This is a genomic window from Fibrobacter sp., from assembly GCF_017545445.1.
GTDB lineage: Bacteria > Fibrobacterota > Fibrobacteria > Fibrobacterales > Fibrobacteraceae > Fibrobacter.
Map to the genome: position 1 here is coordinate 44524 of NZ_JAFWOM010000067.1, position 19077 is coordinate 63600.

The following is a 19077-nucleotide window of genomic DNA, read 5'->3' on the forward strand; positions in this document are numbered from 1 at the left end:
TCCATCAAAATCAATTGTCAATAGAAAATGATACAAAAATTAATAATTTTAGCAAAATACGTTAATTTTTATCAAGTTTAAAACGTTTCAAACACCGTAAATGATACAAATGTATCATTTATAAAAAAATCGCCGCAGAATTTATCTGCGACGACTTTTTAAACGACTGATTCCGACGGTTCAAACCATCGACAGCGCTTAATGCGCGACTTACCAAATTTTGTCGTACTTTTTACGGCTCTTTTCTTCGTCCTTCTTTTCTTGCACAATCGCGTCGATGACGGCAGCAACGGTCAAGTTGAAGATATCGTGCACAGAAGCGTCGGAGTCGGTAAAGTGAACCGGCTTGTTCAGGCCCATCTGCACAGGACCAATCGATTCGCCCACGCCCATTTCCAAAAGCATCTTGCAAGTGGTATTCGCAGAAGAGAGGCACGGGAAGATAAGCGTGTTGACCGTCTGGCCCTTGAGCTTGTTGAACGGATACTTTGAATCACGAAGTTCCTTGTCCAAAGCCACGTTCACCTGCATTTCGCCGTCAATCACGTAATCCGGATACTGTTCGTGAATCATCTTCACGGCTTCGCGAGCCGTGTTGGACGTTCCGCGCGGAGCACCCTTGTCAGAACCGAAGTTTGCGTAGCTGAGCATGGCCATCACCGGTTCGTGAGCGAAGAAACGCACGGCGTCGTGAGTGAGCTTTACGATATCGACAAGCGTTTCTGCATCGGGGTCGCGGTTCACGAGCGTATCGGCCAAGAAGAACGTCCCCTTCTTGGTGGAGAGAATGTGCAAAGCGCCGAAGTGCTTGTACTCTTCGCGGATACCGATGATTTCCTTGGCGAGTTCAATCGTTTCGCTGTACTTGGAATAGCCACCGGAAATAAGGGCGTCAGCGTCGCCGACCTTCACCATCATCATGCCGAAGTGGTTCGGTTCGAACATGTCGTCGCGGGCCTCTTCGAAGGTTACGCCGTTGCGGCCATTTTCTTCGGCATAAATTTCAGCGTACTTGCGGCGGCGTTCGAATTCTTCCGGCGAACGCGGGTTCACAATCTGGATGCCCGTGAGGTCGAGCTGTTCACGCTGGGCGATAATTTGTATGCGCTCGGGGTTGCCAAGCAAAATCGGGTGAGCGACACCTTCGGTCTTCGCTTGCACGGCGGCCTTGAGCATGTTGAGGTTTCCGCCTTCGGCAAACACGACGCGCTTCGGGTTGCTGCGAGCCGTATCGCTGAACTGACGGATGAGCTTGTTGTCATAGCCCATCATGTCGCGGAGCTTGTCGTAGTAAGCGTCCCAGTCGGTAATCGGCTTGCGGGCCACGCCACTTTCAATAGCAGCCTTTGCCACGGCGATAGAAACTTCCGTGAGGAGACGCGGGTCCAAGGGCTTCGGGATCAAGTATTCCTTGCCGAACGTAAAGCGTTGCGCGTTGTATGCAATGTTCACCACATCCGGCACCGGCTTGTGGGCAAGCGTCGCAATCGCACGGACGGCGGCGTGCTTCATGTGCTCGTTGATGCAAGTTGCGCGCACGTCGAGAGCGCCACGGAAAATGTACGGGAAACCGATAACGTTGTTCACCTGGTTCGGATAGTCGCTGCGGCCCGTCGCAAAGATGAGGTCGCCACGGCTCGCCATCGCTTCTTCGTAGCTGATTTCCGGAGTCGGGTTTGCAAGCGCAAAGACAATCGGCTGGTCGGCCATGCTGCGGACCATTTCGCGAGTGAGGATGTTGCCTTTGGAAAGGCCGACGAACACGTCCGCGCCCTTCATGGCATCTTCAAGCGTTTCGATGTCGGTACGGTCGGTTGCAAAGAAAGCCTTTGCTTCGGTGAGGCCCTTACGGTCCTTGCGAATCACGCCCTTGCTATCGCACATCACAAGATTTTCTTTCTTGAGGCCTAGAGACAAATAAAGTCTCGTGCAGGCGCAAGCGGCAGCACCGGCACCGTTCACCACCATCTTCACATCGCGAATGCTCTTGCCAGCGACTTCGATTGCGTTCAAGAGGCCTGCAGACGAAATAATTGCAGTACCGTGCTGGTCATCGTGCATCACAGGAATATCGAGTTCCGCCTTAAGCGTGTCTTCGATTTCAAAGCATTCCGGAGCCTTGATATCTTCGAGGTTGATGCCACCGAACGTCGGGGCGATTCCCTTCACGATTTCAATAAACTTTTTCGGGTCCTTTTCGTTGATTTCGATATCAAAAACGTCAATACCTGCATAAATTTTGAAAAGCAAGGCCTTGCCTTCCATCACCGGCTTACCGGCCAAAGCGCCAATATCGCCGAGTCCAAGGACTGCCGTGCCGTTACTGATGACCGCCACCAAGTTGCCCTTGCCGGTGTATTCGTAAGCGAGGTTCTGGTCCTTTTCAATTTCAAGACACGGAACAGCAACGCCCGGCGTGTAAGCGAGTCCCAAGTCGGTCTGCGTGCTGTGCGGCTTGGTCGGCACGATTTCAATCTTGCCCGGTTTGCCCATGGCATGGTATTCGAGAGCCTTTTCCTTTAAATCTTTGCCCATATTGACTCCTTTGAGCTTAATTTTTCGCGGCATAATTTAGAAAAATTTACACAATAATGAAAGGGTGCTCAAAACGTGTTTTTTTATGACAATTTTACCCAATATTTTCTATCGTTGTTAGCCGCGAACGCAACTTTCAGCTCTTTTCCGACGCGTCGATTTACAAAAAATGAAACAGACTATAAAAAAGACCGTTCTTGAAAACGGAATCACCATTTTAACCGATTACATGCCGCATGCCTATTCAGCAGCCGTCGGCGTTTGGGTCCCGCGCGGGAGCCGCCACGAAGCCAAAGATGAATTCGGGCTCAGCCACTTTTACGAGCACCTCGTTTTCAAAGGCACCGAGAACCGCACCGCATTAGAAATCGCGCACGCCATCGAAGACCGCGGCGGAAATCTCGAAGCCTATACGACCCGCCAAGAGACGGGCTTTTACGCGCAAGTCGAAAGCAGCGACATGCCGCTTGCCATCGACGTCATTTCGGACATGCTCATGCATCCACGCTTCGACAAAAAAGAAATGGAAAAGGAGCGCCACGTCATCATCGAGGAAGTCCATAGCTACGACGACATCCCCGAGGAACTTGTGGGTGACATCTTCAACGCAATTCATTTCAAAGGTTGCGGCATTGCACATTCCATCACCGGGAATGTCAAGCAAGTCCAGGCCCTCACGCGTAAACAAATGCTCAAGTACGGGCGTCAAGTCACCGATGAAATTCCACTCTACGTTTGCGCCTCGGGCAAAGTCAACCACGAACAGCTTGTAGAACTTTGTGCAGAAAAATTTGAACAAAAAAAGATTAACGGAACAATTCCGCAAGACATTTATACACCCAACCAGAGCGTAAAAGTCGTACAGAAAAGCGACATCACGCAATCAAATCTTTTCTGGGGACTCAGCTTTGACCGCTCGCTGATGAGCGACCGCGACCGTAGCGCGTTCTCGCTTTTCAACGTGGCAATGGGTGCAGGCATGGCATCGCGCCTGTTCCAGAAAATTCGCGAAGACAAGGGACTCGCCTACTCGGTATATTCTACCGCTGACCTTTACAAGGACTGTGTCGATTGGGGCATTTCGCTTGCGACAGAACCGCACCAGCTCAAGACTGCACTTGCACTTTCCATCGACGAAGTCAAGAAGTTCCTGCGTCACGGATTCATCAAGGATGAACTCGAACGCACCAAGACGAACATCCTCGGCGGACTGCATCTTGGCGCAGACAGTCCCGAAAAGCGAGTAATCCGCATGGCGGAACAGACGCTCCACCTCGGCGAGTTCCATACAATGGAATACGCCGAAAAGCAAATACGTTCCATTACCGAAGACGAAGTCCTTGCGACCGTCAACCGCCTGCTCAGCACGGCAAAATATTCCATCGCCGTCGTTGAACCCAAGAGCAAAAAGAAAACCGTCCTCGACGTGGATTTATTCTAAAAGAAAACGCCCCGCCTTTTCGGGCGGAGCGCAATTTCTCGCGTTTTCGCTAAGTCAGAACTTAAGCAGCCTTCACAATTTCCACGACCTTGGCAAATGCTGCCGGATCGGCGACGGCCAAGTCAGCGAGAACCTTGCGGTTCATGTTGATGTTAGCCTTGGAAAGCTTGTAAATGAACTGGCTATAGCTGATGCCGAATTCACGAACAGCAGCGTTCAAGCGAGTGATCCACAGAGAGCGGAAATCACCCTTCTTGTCGCGGCGGTGTGCATAGGCATACTGACCAGCGTGGGCAACGGCTTCGATAGCAAGACGAAGGTTCGACTTGCGGCGGCCATAGAAACCCTTGGCGGCCTTGAGGATTTTTTTGCGGCGTTCGCGGGAAGGAACTCTAGTTTTTGCGCGTGGCATTCTTACTCTCCTTATGCTACTACAAGCAGACGCTTGACGTGATAGGTATCGACCTTCTTAACAAGTGCACCCTTGCGGAGGTTGCGCTTACGCTTAGTGGTCATCTTGGCTTGAATGTGGCGCATACCAGCGCGCTTGAACTTGACATGGCCGGAACCAGTCACGCGGAAGCGCTTCTTAGCACCGCTGTGAGTTTTCATTTTAGGCATTTTTACCTCGTAGGTTAATAGTTAAGCCTCACCTGCTGCCTTTGGCTCGGTTACGGGCTTCGGTGCCTGGTCTTGTTTCTTACCGGCACCACGTTTCGGACCGTAGATAGAAAGCATTGTGTTGCCTTCCACCCGCGAATCCATTTCCAAATCGCCAAACGGGGCCAAGTCTTCCTTGGCGCGTTCCATCAGGCGCTTGCCGTAGTCCATGTGCGCCATTTCGCGTCCACGGAACTGCATGATAAGCTTCACCTTCATACCGTCCTGCAAGAACTCGCCAGCCTGCTTGATGCGGTACTGGTAGTCGTTCTCGGCAGTCTTCGGGTGCATCTTGATTTCCTTGAGCTTCACCACGTGCTGCTTGGCCTTAGCAGCCTTCGCTTTCTTCAGTTGTTCAAACTTGTACTTGCCGTAGTTGATGATGCGGCAGACAGGTGGCTTAGCATTCGGGGAGACTTCCACAAGGTCCAGTCCGGCGTCTTTCGCCATCTGCAATGCCTTGCTCGTCTCGATAATGATAGCTTCGCCATCTTCTTTCACGAGACGAATCGGAGAGATATGGATATCTTCGTTGGTACGAGTCCCATCGCTGGGACGGTTGGGCATGCGACGATCGCGCGGATTAGGGAACAAGTATGCTACCTCGGTATGATTGTTTTGTTATTGTGAGCGTAAATTTATAAAATTTTTCATATTTTTCCAACAACTTTTTTATTTACCCCTTTAAAAACTGCAATATTTTTGTATAATTGTTGTCGCTCGCGGCGGTAGCTCAATGGTAGAGCCTTAGCCTTCCAAGCTAATGGTTGCCGGTTCGATCCCGGTCCGCCGCTCTTGGACCTCCCTTTGGGAGGTCTTTTTTGTTCCAACCCTCCGCAATTTTCACCTCAAACAAGGTCGTTGAGCTGGTATGCTGAGCTTGCCGAAGCACCACCGAAGCGCCGGGATCGCCAAAAAGCCCCAGCTCTACAAGCCAGATTTTTTCAATTCTACAGCATTTTTAGCAAGTCACTTGTTTTGAGGCTTTCCTACACCTTTCAAAATCTCAAGCACCCCTCTTGAATATGGTGTTGCAGGAGTCCCTTCCAGCGCCGCCCCAAGAACGCAGGAACATCTCTTATGCTTTTTTAGTTCGTCTTGAGACGGCATTCTCACACCCACGGCATCGTACATATCCTTGGACAGTTTCGCCCAATCGCCATAGCTAGAATCAGCGTCATCCAACAATCCAAACGTCAAAAACGAGAATCCAATATTCTTAGCCGCTTGCACCAACGGCTTATAAGAACGAAGCCACTGGAGGAATTCTTCACGATTACCATTTGGTTCCAACATAAAAAGAATATCATTCGTATCAGGACGGTCTTCGGCGTTCTTGCGATATTCAACCAAATTCCAGACAACTTCATCAAGCGCAGACAACGGAGCCTCAACAACATTCTTGTCATGGTGTTTCAACTTTTTCTTCAATGGAGGCGGCATTATTCCACCTTCACCAAGCCCAACCGCCTTATACATTCTGTGTTTTTTATCGACGATTACACTATCGAGCAAGCCATCCTTTTCGGAATACAGCGCCCACACAATGCGGCCAGGATCGTCTGCGCTTTCGCGATGAAGCGTCACATAACGCGTCCCATATCGGTCGGACAATGTTGTATAGAATATATTAGGAGAAAAGCCACCCCTGGCGCCAATGACCATAAAATCTTTAACAATCACTACAGAAAGATCAAGGGTATGGCAGTCCGCCCAGCAGAAAGCCGAACAGACTAAGGCCAACATTAGGACTTTTAACGTTTTTCGCACCACAAGTCCTAATTATTCCTTGTCCTTGATGCAACGGACGGAGTAGGCGTCATCTTTACCAATGTACTCCAATTTCGCTTCGTCACTGTCATAGTTCAAACGGATGTAGTACGCAAAGTAGATATTGAGTTCTGTAGAAGTCCAAAAGAACCCTCCATGGGCACTATAGTTGAAAACTTCATCAATAACCCTGGTGTAACCAGCAGGCAGCGCAGAAAATCCGAAGTCATCCGTGCCGGATCCGTTATTATACCAACCCGTTTGCGTTTTGAGAATTTTAGCAGCAGTAGCCCGTCCACCCACCGCCGTGAACAAAGCATTCCATTCCGTTGTATCAGGCAGATGCCAGCCACTAGGGCAGATTCCCTGAACTGCACCAGTAAATCCGCATTCCTTAACGAAACCGCAATCCAACGGATTCTTGGCATCAGTTGCCAACTTCACGGAGTCAATGGTCGCCGTCCAGGTGTAAAGGCGGCCCGCCACCTCGCAATTTTTCTTCTCATAATGGAAACACCAGGACCAATTGTATTTATTCTCGCCCGAACCTCCCTGACCAACGTCAAAGTCCAAGTTTTCCGCCATCCAGGTTTTGGAATAGTCCGTTCCCTCCGGAGCAATGGTTATCGTCCTGTAGACTTTGCCATCGCGGGTATCGATTATACTATCATATTTGATTTCTGGATTAAAGTAAGTTTCCTTCGGTGATGTCAAATGAAAGTCTACATAAGTAAGAGATCTAGAGGAACTGCTGCTGGACACATTTGTTTTGCTAGAACTCGACTTAGGTCTGACACTGGAAGATGACCCTTGTAATAAGGAATCATTCATCACACAACGAACAGAAAGCCCATAATCTTTCGACTCGTTTATAACAGTAATCACTGATTCATTACGAATATCTATGTAAGATGATTCCAAACTGTATCGGCCATGTTCAGATGAATTCCAAAAATACGCTTTGGATCCCTTAGATGAATAGCAGCTGCCACTACATGTTGTGATTCCAGCAGGAAGCGCACCAAACCCATATGCATCAGTTTTAATAGAATCACTCCTCCATTCTGCAGACACAAGAACATTACCCGCAGTCCCACTTCCACCAACGATATTAAACAACGTATACCAATCTCCATACGAAGGGACATACCATCCAGCAGGGCAAATCCCTTGTGCACGAAAATGTCCTTCACATTCCACGCCATAACCACATCCCGCGCTTTTTTCGCTAAAAATAGCAGCACTATCCATTACGGCGCTCCATAAATACAATCTTCCATACTTTTCACAATTCGATGCTTCGCCATCATAACAAAAGCTCGAAGAATCTAAACTTTCCGTCGGTTGCAGGTAAGCATAGTTGAAATTTTCAGCCATCCACCACATTTTTCCAATTTTCACCGTCTTATATGATTGACCATCGCGTTCATCAAACAAAAGTCCATATTCACAATTGTCCGTACTGTCGTTTTTACAGGGAGGTTCATAAAGGGTAGAGACAGCCAGCACACTCGAGCTGCTATACACAACACTACTACTAGACGACGAGGAAGACTTACCAGAGGAAGACGAACTTTTGCCGTTGCTCGAGGAACTTTTATCTTTACTAGACGATGAACTTTTCCCCTTCGCGCTCGATTTCGGCTGGTCATAAGATTCAAACCATTCGTCGCCATCGCATTCGTAGTTTTTGCCCAAGCTTTCAACGTAAATTAGCACGCCCATAGCTGAAAAATTACATTCATACGTGTTCAATTCCGTTTTATCCGCAACTTCTTCTGGGAATGAGTTTGAATTTATCGAGGTGCTATCGTCACCACACGCAACAAACAGCAATGCCGAAACAACGGCAAATGGGATAAACGACATGGCAAATTTCATAAGAAATCCTTTTCTTTAAATCATCCCACTACACTTGTTTATAAATGTACAAAATAACGAAGAACTAAAAAAGCATTATTAAAAAATCCCTCAAAGCAAATAGCCGCAAGGGATAAAAACGATTTCAAGTTTCTAAATGACGTTTAAACCGTGTTCAAATTTTATTGACCGTCTTCGCAAGTCGCCTTGGCCGCACGGTAAGCCAATTCAAGCCCGACTTCGGATTCCATGTTGTACATGGAATAAGTCTTGGTATTGTTTGAGCCGTGCGAATCCTTGATGGTCACGATTAAGTCGCGGCCTTCGGCCTTGTAGATGTATTCAGCATCATCGCCAAACGCATCCTTGCGGATAAAGTGCCATGTATTTACGTCTTCCTTGACCATCTCGTCGCAATTTTTCACATTTGTGCGGTCGATACCCGCATTTGGCGATGACGAACTGTCGTCGCAGGCGGTAAACATCAACGAAGATGCGGCTAAAAGTGCAAAAGCACCGGCATAAGATTTAAACATAACCATTCCTTTTTTTGTTTAAAACTACAAAATATCCCAAAATGAGGCCATGATTGAGCAGGCGAATTTGGATTAAAAATCCCTTTACTCAGAAAACGTGAACGGCACCGTAACGGTAGTCTTGCCGCTGTACCCGTCTTGAAATTTCCATTGCTTTATATCTTCTAAAATAGCCTTTTCAAACTCGGGATACTCCGTCGTCGCTTCGACGATTTCGGCATTTTCCACATCGCCACTAGGGGGTATGGACCACTTTACTCTAACTTTGCCGTCAAAAGAACGCTTCTTTGAATAACTGTTATAAATAGATCTCAACCGCGGCGCTTCCTTACGGACTACTTTCATAATTTGACTTGCCGAGCGAGGCTGAGTCTGGGTAACAGCTACCCCTTCAGCAGAGAATTCGATATTCGCTTTTGGCTTGAGTGACCTGTAATCTATTAGAGGACATTTTAGCTGGCCAAGTTTTTCCTGAACCTCTTTTTCTAGCTCTGGATAATTGACCGTCGAAGTATCAATGCTAACACTATCTACACCGCCATCCTGACGCACCGTCATCGTCACGCTGATTTTACCGGTAAGGCCCGGACGTTCCAAAACGTACATGTCATAAATCGGGAGCACAAGTTCTTTTATGCTATCCAAAAATGCGCTGCTTGGATGTTTCGTAGAAGAAATAGCTTCATCGAACTTTTCTGTAGATACGTGACGCGTCTTAGGCGCGCAAGCCACAAACATTGCGGCAACGATAAAAAATCCAATCCATTTCATAAATTTCATGCCTTTATACGAAATATAATAAATGCTTATTATTGCAAGCCAAGCCATACATCTTGTAAATGCTGTTAAAACTGTATGGTTTCGTTCCGAGATGATCTTATTACATTATGCCCATACCCCATAGTTCAAAGGGAGCTGCAGGCGACCGAACTTATAGCCCATACCTTTACTGGATTCTATCGGCTCTTCGAGCCTCCAGAATGACGGAGAAACGTGTAGTCACTTCCTACTATTTACTAACCACCAACCACTGCTTACTAACCACTGCTTACTAACCACTGTTTACTAACCACTAATCACTCCCACATAGCATAAAAATAGACTTTAAACTTTCCGGGAACTTTTTAAATTTGGAATTGTATAAAAAAGGATTAATATGTTTTTTGAACAAGCCATCGCCAACAATCTCCCGAATTACACCAAGGAATCCGATTCCGCTTACGGCGAGACTCTTGCCCCGCTCGAATACAAGGAAGAGCTCAAGGTCAAGAACGCCGCTATCCGTGAATTTTGGGATGTCAACCGCCTTGCTCGTGGCCCGCAACCGATTATCGCAAGTCCGATGCCGCGCAATTACCGCACCACGTCCAAGCGCCAAGTCGAAATGAAGCCGGGCGATTTGCGTTTTAACGAATACGATAGTATCTTGGAACCCGAAGAGCACAATGCGATTTACCGTTTGCTGTTCGACAAGCTCATTACGCCGGCGTACAAGCCGCTCGCCTACGCGCTCAACTGGATTATCATCCGCGGCACGTACAAGTACCGCGTCGTGATTTTCAACGTGAAAAAACTGGACGCAAGCATTGTCCGCAAGTTGAAACAAATTGCAGAAGTTTTGCAGCAGTGCCCGTACCACGTGACGGCGGCGCACACTTACGTCGATACTACGGAATCGAACTACTATCTCGAAGCGAAGCGCCCGACAGACACGCTCAACTTCAAACAGCTTTACGGCCCGCGTGAACTTTCGCTGGACCTCGGCCATTTCAGGCTCAAATACCCGGTGACGGGTTTCAGCCAAATTAACGAAAGCCAGATTCACAACCTCATCAAGTCCGCAAGCCGCTTGCTTGGCCTTGAAAAGGGCGACCACTTCTTGGACCTTTACTGCGGTTACGGCCTCTTCAGTTTTGCACTCGGCGAAGCCGCCAAGTCTGTACTCGGCGTGGAATGGGAAGGCCCGTCCATCGATTGCGCGAAGGCTTCCGCCAGATTCTTGAAGAAAAATTACAAGTTCATCGCAGGCAAGATTGACGAGACGTTCGTGCAGATGCGACTCCCGCGGCCGATCCCTGGCGAACCAGAACGCATTTTGCTGGACCCGCCACGCAAGGGAACCGAACCCGGCGTGATTCGCGCGCTTGCTTTGCGCAAGCCCGTCCGCGTGCTGCACATTTTCTGCGGCACGGACGAAATCCCGGATGCCCTCGCCGAATGGGAACGTTTTGGCTACCGCGTCAAGGAAGTGCTGCCGCTCGACTTGTTCCCGGGCACGCCGCACCTCGAAACGCTCGTCGCGCTGGAAAGAAAGTAAATAGGAGTTAGGTTTTAGGGGATAGGGATTAGGAAATATAGTAATTGGAGCCGTTAATAGAACTGCGAAGCCTATGATAGCCTTTAGCCCCGAATTAAGGTTGGTGCACTTCGGCATAAGGTTGGTGAGCCTGTCGAACCACAGTGACCTTTTGTCGAACCACCGAGCCGGGGGATAGAATCCAGTCTAGTTCCTATCGGCCTTTGGCCTCCAGAATGACAAGGACGAGTTCGTCCAAAGCATTGATTCCTTTTTTCTATCTTTGTGCTGGGGTATTTGATTATGGTTACATCTAACGAAAATACAACAGCTATCGGGAGCGGAAACACTGGAGGCAACGCAAAGCCTCCTCTTTGGACGCGTAACTTTGTAACGTGCTCTGCCGCGAACTTTCTTTTGTTCTTCAGTTTTTACCAGTTGTTGCCGATTCTTCCGTTGTACATTATTGACAAATTCGCAACCGACAACGCGACTGCCGGCATCATCATTTCGCTTTACACGATTGGAGCACTCGCATGCCGCCCCTTCGCAGGGTTTCTCGTCGATACGCTCAGCAGAAAACCGCTGTACTTTTGGACGTTCTTCGCATTCACTCTTTGCTTTATCGGTTACAAGACGGTTGGGCTTTTGCCGATTCTTGCTGTTGTGCGATTTGCACATGGGCTTTTCTTTGGAATTTCGACAACGGCAAGCAATACCGTCGCTATTGACGCACTGCCTGCAAGCCGCCGCGGCGAGGGCATCGGCTATTTTGGCATCAGCGTGAACCTCGCTTTTGCAACCGGCCCCATGACAGGGATGTTCCTTTACGAAGCTTTCGGCGATTCCATCGTCTTTGCGATTTCGATTATTTTGTGCGTTATAGGGCTTATTCTTGTGCAAACGTTACGCGTTCCCCGCAAAGAGAAAAAAGCACACGCCCCGCTTTCGCTGGACCGGTTCTTTTTAACGCGAGCCGTGCCGCAGTTTGCAAACTTCATCTTCGTCGGTTTCGCTTACGGGCCGGTTACGAACTACATTGCGCTATACGCCAAGGAGCTTGGCATTGGCGGCTCGGGATGGTTTTACGCCCTCATTGCGGCGGGCCTCATTCTGAACCGCATCATGACGGGTCGCCTCATCGACAAGGGATACCTTGTTCATCTCGTCGGCACCGGGATGACGCTGAACGTTGTTGCATATTTCATCTTGGCATTCTGCCATGGCCCCGTCATGTTTTTCCTTGCATCGTTCCTCATCGGCACAAGCCTTGGTCTCATTTTCCCCGGCTACCAGACGATGTGCGTGAACCTAGCCCGCCATGACCAACGCGGCACCGCAAACAGCACCTACCTCAGCGGCTGGGACATCGGCATCGGCATTGGAATTCTCGTCGGCGGCGCAATGGCGAACCGTTTCGGCATGCACCAGCCGGTGTTTTTCGCCTGCGCTATTGCTCTTGTGCTTGCGGATATCATGTACCTCGCTTACACCGCAAAACATTATTTGAAAAACAAACTGGAAGGGTAATACTAGACGAAAGAACGCCGCTTAGGTTGGTGAGCTTGCCGAACCACGCGGCTATAGACGAAAGACGAGAGAAAGTAAACAGTGGTTAGTGGTTAGGATTGTATATAATAACGTTCCCATTGCATTCCTGTTTACTAATCACTGTTTACTAACCACTTTTAAAAACCTAATCTCTTTTATCTTCGTACATTTTCTTATCAGCGTTGATCATGCTCTCTTTAAAGCTTTCCGGGTGGCCGTCCCAACGAGCAAAGCCAACGCTCGCTTCGATAGTGTAGGACAGCGAACGCTTTTGATTTGCAATTTCTTCTTGCAGGCATTCCTTAATCTTGTTCACTACATCATCCGGAACATCGGTTTGCGCAATCATCAAAAATTCGTCTCCGCCATAACGGCACAGGAACATCGAATAGCTCAAGCTTTCACAAGCTTTCTTGAGCGCTTGAGAAACAAGGACTAAAGCCTTGTCGCCCTCGGCATGGCCATATGTGTCGTTAATTTGCTTAAAATGATCTACATCGACCATGATTACAAAGGAGTCTTTCTCGTCGCGTTGCTGGTGCAAAAAATGATGCAGACGGTTGCGGTTGTTGAGCATCGTCAAAGAATCTGTCGATATCAAATGATTTTGCAGATGCAAATAAACAAATAAAATAATAAAAGTACACCAAAAGCAAAAAATCGGTGTCGTCAACGAGAAAATCACCTGCGCTCCGCCAGCAATCAAAACTCCGGGCGTGTAACTTGCCACGATCAAGTACGTTCGAAAATTCGGGCGATTCTGGATGTTTCTTGCACGGAGCAGTGCGCGAACAGTCGCCGCAACCCAATAACACATGGGCGTAAAGGACAAAATAAAATAATAAAAGTCAATCGGCTCCAATCGCTCGTCCAGCCAAAAATCGGGAGACCAGCAAAATGAAACAAGCAGCACAATTGCCTGCAAGACAATCGGTATGAGCAGTTCTAACTGGAGACGTTCAATTTGCTTGCGCGTCATGTCCGTTCGAGTGCCGATTTCAGCAAAAATAAAGCAACTGTAAGCGACAAAGGGTATGATGACAACATTGAGATAATTCACGACGAGGACGCTGAATACATTTTTCGGGAGAACGCTGTCGTTTACAAGCGCCCAGACCGAGTCGCTTATAAAATAAATAATATGCCAAAGGATCAAGTTCTGGAAAAGAGTGTATTTCAACTGCGGAGTCGGAAGTCTCTTGATACTGTACAACAGGAGCGCCAGAATACAAACGCACCCAAGATTGACTTCTACATAAAAACCAAAAACGCTCATGCTACAAAAAATATATTATTTTTATAAAAAGTGTTTATTTCAGTATTTGAATTATTTATAGTCGCTTTTTAGTCGTTCGCTTTGATTTTCACTATCGAAAATGTGCCACAGAGGGAACAAACCGCTATAGGGGGAGCGTTTTAAATCTAATTCCTTTTTTCGTCTTCGTTCAAGCCAACCACAAAGCAAAGCCCCCAGACAACGGACAACGACCGCACACGCATACAGATAGACCAAAGCGGGATAACGCACACTTGGAAAAGCCGCTTTAAAGCCGCTTAAATTCTTTTTCCTCAAATGGAAATTCCAGCAAACGGACAAAGCCCAAAAGGAGCAAGCACAACAAAACGCCAACGAAAAAGCCCCCGTAAACGAACGGGAGCAAGTTAAAACGACATTGAAAACACAAACCAGTTACACGGGGGCGGCTTCAAGCATTTCTTTCATGAGCGTTTGATAGCCTATTCCCACCGAAGCGGCCTTTTTCTTGTAACGCTCGATAACTCGGACGGGAACACGTATAGTTATCGTTTTAGAAGCGTCCAAAGCCCTTTTTGCCTTGATGGCCTTAACCGCATTATCCCACCCATCAGCGACAACCACGGAGCCGTTTTTCCTGGCTTCTTTCAAGTCCTTGGAATAGTTCCGCTTTTCGAGAGCTTCAAGCTCCTCTTTGGACATCGTATCATCAACTATTTTGAAGTCCATAAATCAACCTCCTCTTTGTGAGAACGCCTTACAGTAACGACCGTGTACAAGTCCGAAGCCATTACAACAGTCCACATTTCGCCATCAGCCAAACCAACGACAAGGAACTTTTCATCACGTGTAGGAACAACGGCTATTTTGCCGTCCATGAGCGAAGCGAGCATTTCTGGGGTCATTCCACGTTCGTTCATGCGTTCAAAGGCGTGCTTGGTTATGTTCACGTTTTAAATATATATTTGTATTTACATTTTGTCAATACTTAATTAAATGATTTGAATTTTGTATTTCCATTGATCCAACCAATAGGGGGGGGGGAGCACTACACTCGTTACCCTCAAAAAGAACTTTTCGAAAAGATCGAAAACCACACAGAGGGAAAAGACTATTTCACGTAAACCACGAACCGAAACGACCCTTTTTCTATCGAAAACCGTCCGTAAACGTTCCGTAAAACCCCGTTATTTACGGACTGAAACGGGGCTTTTTCCAAACATTCTCAAGTTCTGTTTCTTCGGTAAAAATACTAGCATTAAAAGCCGTATCAGTTCCAAAAATTTCTTCTATATACATCCCCATATCAATATATTATTTCCTTAAAATCGTTCTTTTTTTCTACACATTGTGAAAAAAAGTGATTTTTGAGACACTAGCGTTTCATATAGAACATTTTTTACTGAACGACGATAAAAATATTCTATTTATATATATATTTACGGTTTTTTGTTGCATGAAAAAGTTGCTTTTTCGCCTATTTCAATCTATATTTATCATTGATGAAACCGATTATCGAATACTCCGACTTTCGCAAGTACATGCGAGACTTTTACGAAGAACGCAAACTTCGCCATGTTTTTTCGTGGCGTGAATTTTCGAAAAGTGCCGGTTTCACGTCGTCATCATACATGAAAGTCGTCTGTGACGGCAAAAGCAACCTCAGCCGTATCGGCGTAGAACGTACGGGGCAGGCGATGGGACTCGTCGGATTCGAAATGGATTACTTCAGGGCGATGGTCAAGTTCGGGCAGGAGACCGACGATTCGAAAAAGAAAGCCGCCTACGAAGAGATGCTCGCCATCGCAAAGGAGCACAAGGTCAGGGTCATCGAAAGCGACCTGTTCGATTTTTACGAGTCCTGGAAGAATCCTGTCTTGAGGGAACTTGCCCCGATGATGCCGGGAGCAACCCCGGGCGAACTCGCCAAGAAATGCTATACGAACGTTTCCGCCTACGATGTCAAGCAATCTCTTGATTTTCTGGTAAAGGCCGGATTTTTAAAAAAGACCGCCGAAAATACTTACATCCAAAGCGAAACGTCCATCAAAGGTTCTCCCGAAGCGACTCGACTCGCCATCCGCGAAATGCACCGCGAAATGGCCAAAATCGCAGCAAATTCGCTGGATCTCGCACGAGCAGAACGCAATTTCAGCGGTGTCACGATGGGGATTTCGAAAGATTCTTACGAACAAATTGTAAAAGAACTCGACGAATGCCGTCGAAAAATCGTAAGCATCGCCGCCGGAGACAAGAACATTAATCAGGTATATAGATTAAATTTACAGCTATTCCCGCTTACTCGTAACGCCAAGGAGGACGGCAATGATTAAGCTGTTAAAAACATGTTTAGCAACCTGCACTGCGACTCTTGTCGCGTTTTGCGTATTTGCCTGCTCATCAGACAACCTCGCCGGAACAGCAGAGGAACCCAACCAATCTGCAAACAAAGGATCTTCAAGCTCTTCTGAATTGTGCTATTTGGACAGAAGCTCTTCATCGCAAGATTCATATTCTGCACCTCATGAGAACGTCAGTTCCTCGTCTCAAGACACCGAGCCCTCTCCGCACAACAATCCCATATCGAGCAGCGCTAGGACTGACGCTCCGTCACCGCGGTACTCATCGGCAGATGACAATATGGGTTATTCTCCTATCCCGGCATCGTCTTCGAACAGAGCTGCTGCTGCATCTTCATCTTCAACAAGAGACGGAGGTGGCGGCGGTCATTTCAACATCGATACAACTTTGACGAGTTCGCTTGACGACTATCTCAAAATCTACAATGCAAACAAAACCAACAACGGAAACAGCGAATCAAAATTATCCTTTGACCGTAATGTTCTTGCGTATAATGTAATATACGAATCTTGTGACATTACAAAAGACACTTGCTCCAAGCCCAACGAGGCTCCTATTTTCCTGACAGGTGGTCTGCACAAAATAACTTCGAAAGAACTTGATGCCGCAAATGACATTTACCCTATAACAGCGAAACGTTTAGGAGGAACTCTCAAGAGTTCTGAAGGGTGCTCGCTTTACATGCTGATTTTGGATGAAACGTCACCCACAGTGCATGTCATTACTCAAATAACGAAAGACTCTATTTCTCTGACGAACGTTTACGACAACTGTGACTATGAGCGCATGCCATTTGACAGATACGTGGGATTCCTTTTCGAGTTCTGCGAAGAACTTTCCGAAAGTACGAAAATCGTCACGACCGACATTCGCGACAGCACCATGAAATGTGGCGGTGCTCCTTACAAGGAATACGTGAGAAAGTAGTCATTAGTTGTTAGTTATTAGTCAATAGTTATTGATCATTAGTTGGTGGTCAATGGCTATTGGCAATGCGTAATGGGGCTGTAATAGACTATTTTTTCCGGATGACGGACAGCAATTGTTTCGCTCGCGTTGCGCCTACGAGCAGACAACGTTTCCAATTTTCGCGTTTGCTGAGTTCCGCAGGCTCTTCGACATCGACCAAAATAACGGCCAATGCGTCCAAGCCTTTAATGCGGTAAGTGCTTACGATATTCACTTTGTCCCGTATCAACTTCTTGCCGCCCACTTTATTCCAGACAAAACGTTCATCTTTGATGTTGCGGATTCCCGACGTGCGTTCACTGCACATGGAAACGACAAGGATGTCCGAATAAGAGAGTTTGTAATGGCTCACTAAATTTTCATAGCATTCGACAAGCAGTTTTTCTTGTTCGGCAGGATTCGTATAGCGGAATTCCTTGACCGGTTTCCCTTGCGGAGTATTGTTGTAGCATTGCACTCGGATTCCCGTATTTTTATACACCCACTCTAGAATTTTGCAAGTATTGCGGAAGCCTCGATTGAGAACCATCACCGGCATATTGTTAACAAACTCACAATCAATGCCGTTACGCGTGCCGAACAAACGCTGTGCCGGGTCGTAGAAGAAACGTATAATTCCACGTTGTGAGTCGCGTAACAGTTCCGTCAGCGAGTCAATCCATTCGCAAGCAAAATCTTGCCCTTCGTCAATGATGACGGCATCGAAGAAAAACTTTTCTCGCATTTTCTTGTCTTTACGCATCATCTTTGTCGCTTGCTTTAAGGCCTGCGGCAAATCCTTGTCGTAATACTGGGCGGCATCCTTTCCCATCTTGGGTAGAATTTTCACTGCTTTCGCATACTTTTTGCACCATTCCGAATAAGCGTGAACCTCCACAGGGGCGAAACTCACACCGCCGTCTTTGCCGTACTTGGCGACAACCGCAGCACGGTCGCGTTCCAGCACTTCGTTCATATCACCTTGAAGCTCATCGGCGAGCAAATCGTTATAACAAACAATCGCAACACTTTTCCCGATGCGAGAAAGGCGTAACGCTTCCCACACGACCATCCGCGATTTTCCAGAACCGGCCACACCTTCAATACGCATGCGAGGGTTTCTAGAAATAGATTCCATCATCATCTGCTGCATTTCGGTAGCTTGTTCGCTATAGAAACTGTCTTCCCGCAGCAAATCACTTTCTTCTACACGCTCGCCATTACCATCTAAGAAATTTTGCAGCGCAAAGAAAGCTTCTTCATCCAAAAAATCATTGGCAAATGCACGACCGTTACGGGCTTCCGCGGGAATTTCCAGAATTTCAATTAAACGTTTTTCGAAATGCTTGACATCGAGCAGGTCGGGCCGCAATAGTGCTCGTTTCCTCGGAATTTCCGCAAGGGGAATTTGCTCTAGATTGTCCATGTCGCTAAAGCACACCGCCCACTGGACGCGTACTCTGTAAAAGTCTTTGCCTTCAGGACTCCGCAGCAAATGCTTCATGTATTCATGCAAGGGTGCAATCAAGCCTTCGACTTGATCTCGCGGCTTTTTGTCCATCGGTTTACCGCTCTGGAGCCATACAATTTCGCCATCGTGGGAGTTGCGACTAGTCGCAATTTTTCCCGATTTGCATTCGACGACAAGCAATCCATGCTTGCGATGGTAAAAGACGCAATCCACCTCGCGATCCATAGAACCGGTTTCAGGAATGTCAAAATTCAGATGCCGGTTCATCCACACAAACCAATCGTCGCTTAACAAAGAGGCGATGCGGGCAAGTTCAATTTCGGCACGGGAGGGGTTGTTGGGTTTTACATTAGCACGGATTGTCATACGCAAGCTCCTTTTATTGCAATAATA

The 19077-nt window shown here is 47.4% G+C and carries 18 protein-coding genes and 1 tRNA gene; 6 read left to right on the plus strand and 13 right to left on the minus strand.

Features of this window, described 5'->3' with window-relative positions; all coding sequences use genetic code 11:
- Positions 1-210 precede the first annotated feature (210 nt).
- Positions 211-2535, minus strand: a complete 2325-nt coding sequence (locus IKG78_RS07310; RefSeq protein WP_290941666.1) for an NADP-dependent malic enzyme — start codon at positions 2533-2535, stop codon at positions 211-213.
- A gap of 169 nt (positions 2536-2704) precedes the next feature.
- Between IKG78_RS07310 and IKG78_RS07315 the strand changes: the two genes are divergently transcribed.
- Positions 2705-3976, plus strand: coding sequence for a pitrilysin family protein (locus IKG78_RS07315; protein ID WP_290941671.1), 1272 nt, complete (start codon positions 2705-2707; stop codon positions 3974-3976).
- Between the two features lie 61 nt (positions 3977-4037).
- Here IKG78_RS07315 and rplT read toward each other — a convergent pair whose 3' ends face one another.
- The 3 genes from rplT to infC are packed head-to-tail and all read right to left on the minus strand — an operon-like array spanning position 4038 to position 5203.
- Complete coding sequence (gene rplT / locus IKG78_RS07320; RefSeq protein WP_072827901.1) at positions 4038-4388, minus strand: 50S ribosomal protein L20; 351 nt, start codon at positions 4386-4388, stop codon at positions 4038-4040.
- 11 nt (positions 4389-4399) lie between these two features.
- Positions 4400-4597: a 50S ribosomal protein L35 gene (gene rpmI / locus IKG78_RS07325; RefSeq protein ID WP_072812865.1), complete on the minus strand. Its 198-nt coding sequence runs from the start codon at positions 4595-4597 to the stop codon at positions 4400-4402.
- A 21-nt stretch (positions 4598-4618) separates the two neighbouring features.
- Positions 4619-5203 carry a translation initiation factor IF-3 gene (infC, locus tag IKG78_RS07330; RefSeq protein WP_072828010.1) on the minus strand — a complete coding sequence of 195 codons (585 nt, stop codon included), beginning with the start codon at positions 5201-5203 and terminating at the stop codon, positions 4619-4621.
- Between the two features lie 155 nt (positions 5204-5358).
- Between infC and IKG78_RS07335 the strand changes: the two genes are divergently transcribed.
- Positions 5359-5430 (plus strand) — tRNA-Gly (locus IKG78_RS07335).
- Between the two features lie 175 nt (positions 5431-5605).
- Here IKG78_RS07335 and IKG78_RS07340 read toward each other — a convergent pair.
- The 4 genes from IKG78_RS07340 to IKG78_RS07355 all read right to left on the minus strand — a co-directional run bounded on the left by IKG78_RS07340 (position 5606) and on the right by IKG78_RS07355 (position 9582).
- Complete coding sequence (locus tag IKG78_RS07340; RefSeq protein ID WP_290941681.1) at positions 5606-6382, minus strand: hypothetical protein; 777 nt, start codon at positions 6380-6382, stop codon at positions 5606-5608.
- 36 nt (positions 6383-6418) lie between these two features.
- Positions 6419-8287: a fibrobacter succinogenes major paralogous domain-containing protein gene (locus IKG78_RS07345; RefSeq protein ID WP_290941684.1), complete on the minus strand. Its 1869-nt coding sequence runs from the start codon at positions 8285-8287 to the stop codon at positions 6419-6421.
- A 161-nt stretch (positions 8288-8448) separates the two neighbouring features.
- Positions 8449-8802: a hypothetical protein gene (locus IKG78_RS07350; RefSeq protein WP_290941687.1), complete on the minus strand. Its 354-nt coding sequence runs from the start codon at positions 8800-8802 to the stop codon at positions 8449-8451.
- An 84-nt stretch (positions 8803-8886) separates the two neighbouring features.
- Positions 8887-9582, minus strand: coding sequence for a TonB family protein (locus tag IKG78_RS07355; protein ID WP_290941690.1), 696 nt, complete (start codon positions 9580-9582; stop codon positions 8887-8889).
- Between the two features lie 376 nt (positions 9583-9958).
- On the opposite strand from IKG78_RS07355, the gene IKG78_RS07360 reads away from it, so the two are divergent.
- Both IKG78_RS07360 and IKG78_RS07365 read left to right on the plus strand, forming a co-directional pair.
- Positions 9959-11119 carry a class I SAM-dependent RNA methyltransferase gene (locus IKG78_RS07360; RefSeq protein WP_290941693.1) on the plus strand — a complete coding sequence of 387 codons (1161 nt, stop codon included), beginning with the start codon at positions 9959-9961 and terminating at the stop codon, positions 11117-11119.
- Positions 11120-11401: 282 nt separating this feature from the next.
- Entirely contained in the window at positions 11402-12628 is a 1227-nt protein-coding gene (locus IKG78_RS07365; protein WP_290941696.1) for an MFS transporter, read from the plus strand.
- Positions 12629-12794: 166 nt separating this feature from the next.
- Here IKG78_RS07365 and IKG78_RS07370 read toward each other — a convergent pair whose 3' ends face one another.
- The 4 genes from IKG78_RS07370 to IKG78_RS07385 form a co-directional block, all read right to left on the minus strand.
- On the minus strand, positions 12795-13925 hold the full coding sequence (locus IKG78_RS07370; protein ID WP_290941699.1) for a GGDEF domain-containing protein: 1131 nt from the start codon (positions 13923-13925) through the stop codon (positions 12795-12797).
- A gap of 51 nt (positions 13926-13976) precedes the next feature.
- Positions 13977-14222 carry a hypothetical protein gene (locus tag IKG78_RS07375; RefSeq protein WP_290941702.1) on the minus strand — a complete coding sequence of 82 codons (246 nt, stop codon included), beginning with the start codon at positions 14220-14222 and terminating at the stop codon, positions 13977-13979.
- 117 nt (positions 14223-14339) lie between these two features.
- Entirely contained in the window at positions 14340-14633 is a 294-nt protein-coding gene (locus IKG78_RS07380; RefSeq protein WP_290941705.1) for a hypothetical protein, read from the minus strand.
- Positions 14618-14854 carry a DUF4258 domain-containing protein gene (locus IKG78_RS07385; RefSeq protein WP_290941708.1) on the minus strand — a complete coding sequence of 79 codons (237 nt, stop codon included), beginning with the start codon at positions 14852-14854 and terminating at the stop codon, positions 14618-14620. Before IKG78_RS07385 ends, IKG78_RS07380 begins: the two co-directional genes overlap by 16 nt.
- A gap of 552 nt (positions 14855-15406) precedes the next feature.
- On the opposite strand from IKG78_RS07385, the gene IKG78_RS07390 reads away from it, so the two are divergent.
- Positions 15407-16237 (plus strand): TIGR02147 family protein, encoded by an 831-nt coding sequence (locus IKG78_RS07390; protein ID WP_290941710.1) that lies wholly within the window; start codon positions 15407-15409, stop codon positions 16235-16237.
- A complete protein-coding gene (locus tag IKG78_RS07395; protein WP_290941714.1) occupies positions 16230-17192 on the plus strand; it encodes a hypothetical protein in 963 nt (320 codons plus the stop codon). The genes IKG78_RS07390 and IKG78_RS07395 overlap by 8 nt, the downstream gene beginning before the upstream one ends.
- 88 nt (positions 17193-17280) lie before the next feature.
- Here the strand turns inward: IKG78_RS07395 and IKG78_RS07400 are convergent, their stop codons facing one another.
- On the minus strand, positions 17281-19050 hold the full coding sequence (locus tag IKG78_RS07400; protein ID WP_290941717.1) for an NERD domain-containing protein: 1770 nt from the start codon (positions 19048-19050) through the stop codon (positions 17281-17283).
- Positions 19051-19077: the final 27 nt, after the last annotated feature.

Bases quoted from the DNA above. Each gene is read 5' to 3' on its own strand.
- IKG78_RS07310 (WP_290941666.1), bottom strand. From the start codon at position 2,535: ATGGGCAAAGATTTAAAGGAAAAGGCTCTCGAATACCATGCCATGGGC.
- IKG78_RS07315 (WP_290941671.1), top strand. From the start codon at position 2,705: ATGAAACAGACTATAAAAAAGACCGTTCTTGAAAACGGAATCACCATT.
- rplT (WP_072827901.1), bottom strand. From the start codon at position 4,388: ATGCCACGCGCAAAAACTAGAGTTCCTTCCCGCGAACGCCGCAAAAAA.
- rpmI (WP_072812865.1), bottom strand. From the start codon at position 4,597: ATGCCTAAAATGAAAACTCACAGCGGTGCTAAGAAGCGCTTCCGCGTG.
- infC (WP_072828010.1), bottom strand. From the start codon at position 5,203: ATGCCCAACCGTCCCAGCGATGGGACTCGTACCAACGAAGATATCCAT.
- IKG78_RS07340 (WP_290941681.1), bottom strand. From the start codon at position 6,382: ATGTTGGCCTTAGTCTGTTCGGCTTTCTGCTGGGCGGACTGCCATACC.
- IKG78_RS07345 (WP_290941684.1), bottom strand. From the start codon at position 8,287: ATGAAATTTGCCATGTCGTTTATCCCATTTGCCGTTGTTTCGGCATTG.
- IKG78_RS07350 (WP_290941687.1), bottom strand. From the start codon at position 8,802: ATGTTTAAATCTTATGCCGGTGCTTTTGCACTTTTAGCCGCATCTTCG.
- IKG78_RS07355 (WP_290941690.1), bottom strand. From the start codon at position 9,582: ATGAAATTTATGAAATGGATTGGATTTTTTATCGTTGCCGCAATGTTT.
- IKG78_RS07360 (WP_290941693.1), top strand. From the start codon at position 9,959: ATGTTTTTTGAACAAGCCATCGCCAACAATCTCCCGAATTACACCAAG.
- IKG78_RS07365 (WP_290941696.1), top strand. From the start codon at position 11,402: ATGGTTACATCTAACGAAAATACAACAGCTATCGGGAGCGGAAACACT.
- IKG78_RS07370 (WP_290941699.1), bottom strand. From the start codon at position 13,925: ATGAGCGTTTTTGGTTTTTATGTAGAAGTCAATCTTGGGTGCGTTTGT.
- IKG78_RS07380 (WP_290941705.1), bottom strand. From the start codon at position 14,633: ATGGACTTCAAAATAGTTGATGATACGATGTCCAAAGAGGAGCTTGAA.
- IKG78_RS07390 (WP_290941710.1), top strand. From the start codon at position 15,407: ATGAAACCGATTATCGAATACTCCGACTTTCGCAAGTACATGCGAGAC.
- IKG78_RS07395 (WP_290941714.1), top strand. From the start codon at position 16,230: ATGATTAAGCTGTTAAAAACATGTTTAGCAACCTGCACTGCGACTCTT.
- IKG78_RS07400 (WP_290941717.1), bottom strand. From the start codon at position 19,050: ATGACAATCCGTGCTAATGTAAAACCCAACAACCCCTCCCGTGCCGAA.